General features: G+C 74.1%; 1 protein-coding gene and 1 pseudogene. Both read right to left on the reverse strand.

Annotated elements, in window-relative coordinates; genetic code table 11:
* Positions 1-372: pseudogene (locus CCN51_RS26925) on the reverse strand (cellulose-binding protein); the annotation flags it as partial.
* Between the two features lie 243 nt (positions 373-615).
* On the reverse strand, positions 616-2,312 hold a 1,697-nt coding region (locus CCN51_RS26930; RefSeq protein WP_211303255.1), incomplete at its 5' end, for an SUKH-4 family immunity protein.

The following is a 2,312-nucleotide window of genomic DNA, read 5'->3' on the forward strand; positions in this document are numbered from 1 at the left end:
CCGCTCGGCCTCCTCGCGGGCGGCCTGCTCGACCGTACGGGTCGCGGCCCGTACGGCGTCCCACAGCTCCTGTGCCGAGGCTTCGGCGCGCGCCCGCAGGCTCGTGGCCTCCTCTTCGGACGCGAACAGGATCAGCCGGGCGCGGTCGCCCAGGGATTCATACGTCTGGGGGGCAAGCTGGGCGACCGCCTCGCGCAGCTGCCCGGCCTCGGCGGCCAGTTCGTTGCTGAGCACCGTGAGCCGCGCGGCGCGCTCCCACGCCGCGTCGCGCGCGTCGGACAACTCCGCCAGACTGCGGTCGACTTGCTCGGGCCGGTAGCCGCGGCCCCTTCCGCCGATGGTGAAACCTTGACGTGACACCGATGCGCCCATCCTTGGAACCCCTTTTGTCCGGCATGCAACCGCTCCGGCGCACATCTTTATAGATCGCGGCTAATCGCACATAACGCGACACTCCGCCCATCTTCCTCGGCCGGGGATGTCATGCCCTCCCCCACATGTCGCTGCCGCCGTCGATACCGGATCCGGACAACACAACGACGAGGCGCCCGCCCCCGTCACGGGGGTCGGGCGCCTCGGTCCTGATGTTCTGCCGATGTTCGCCTCAGAGGTCGCTCAGAGCAGACCGTCCCACATCTGCTCCAGCAGCACCGACCACCAGTTGTCGGGCGAGGACAGCGCCGCCGGGTCCAGGCAGGCCAGCTGCGCCTGGAAGTCGACCGTCCAGCGGCCGGCCTGCTCCGGCGTCAGCCCGTACCGCAGCCGCCACATCCGGCCCAGCAGGGCCAGGCAGCGGACGAAGTCCGGCAGCGAGGAGTTGACGAACTGCGGCGGTACGGGCGCACCACCGGGGCCCGCCTCCACCGGCACCGCGACGATATGCGCCGTGCCGTACTGCACACACAGCTGACGGCCGAAGTCATTGCCCATGACCAGGTACGAACCCGCGTCCGACGCGGGCTGCACCCCGCGCTCGGCGGCCAGCTCGGCGAGCGTGGGCACCGGGCGCCCTTGCTGGGCCTGCGCCCAGAAGAACGGCCCGAAGTCCATCGGCAGCCCCGCCATGACCAGCGTCTGCGCGACCACGTCCGGTACGCCCATACGCGACACCGCGCGCTGGTCGAAGCGGAAGATGCCCTGCGGGCCGAACGACTGGATCAGCTCCTGCGCAAGCACCTCCGGCGGCACCGGGGCCACCCGCTGCACCTGGCTGGGGTGCGGCAGCGGCACCCGGTTCGGGGCCGGGCGGGCCGGGCCGTCCGCCACCTGGTGCAACTCGCCCTGGTGCTCGATGAGGTGACGTACACCCTGCTGGCGGGTCGCGTGATCACGCCCGTACGCCGCCGTGTGGCTGATCCGCACCTGCGGCCAGGTCTCCTTGATCATGCGCGCGCAGTAGCCGCCTGGCAGATCGCAGGACTCCAGCTCGGTGTGCAGCTCAAGCACTTGGTGCGGCGGGACGTTCATCACGCGTAGCTCGTGCAGGATCTGCCACTCGGGATGCGGGGTGCCGGGCGCGGAACGGCGGATGAGCTGCTGCTCGGAGCCGTCCTGCGCGCGGTAGCGCAGCACCGCCATATAGCCGGGGCCGACGGTCGGCTGACCGGACGGCGGCGCGGGGTACGCGTATCCGCCGCCGGGCGGCGGCATACCGGGGCCGGGCATACCCGGCGGAGGCGTACCCGGGCCGGGCATGCCGGGCGGGGGCGTACCGCCCGCGAGCATCGTCGCGGCGGCGTGCACCCCGCCGGGGCCGCTGGGGCCGCCGGGGTACCCGGGGCCGGGCGGCGGAGGCGGCGTCTGCGCACCACCGGGGCCGGGCACACCGGGCTGACCCGGGGCGCCAGGAGCACCAGGGGCACCGGGGGGACCGGGCGGCTGCGGACCACCCGGGCCCGGCATACCCGGCACACCGGGCGCACCCGGACCACCGGCAAGCATCGTCGCCGCCGCATGCACCCCACCCGGCGCACCAGGAACACCCGGAGCACCAGGCGCACCCGGAGCCCCAGGCGGGCCGGGGAAGTTGCCGACCGGGCCCGGCGGAGGCGGCGTCTGGCCGCCCACGGCCCCGGGCACACCGGGAGGACCAGGAGGACCGGGCGGCAGCGGACCCGAGACACCGGGCTGACCCGGGGCGCCAGGAGCACCAGGGGCACCGGGGGGACCGGGCGGCTGCGGACCACCCGGACCGGGCATACCCGGCACACCGGGCGCACCCGGACCACCGGCAAGCATCGTCGCCGCCGCATGCACCCCACCCGGCGCACCAGGAACACCCGGAGCACCAGGCGCACCCGGAGCCCCAGGCG

It is taken from the genome of Streptomyces milbemycinicus (genome assembly GCF_002154605.1).
In the GTDB taxonomy this organism is placed as follows: domain Bacteria; phylum Actinomycetota; class Actinomycetes; order Streptomycetales; family Streptomycetaceae; genus Streptomyces; species Streptomyces milbemycinicus.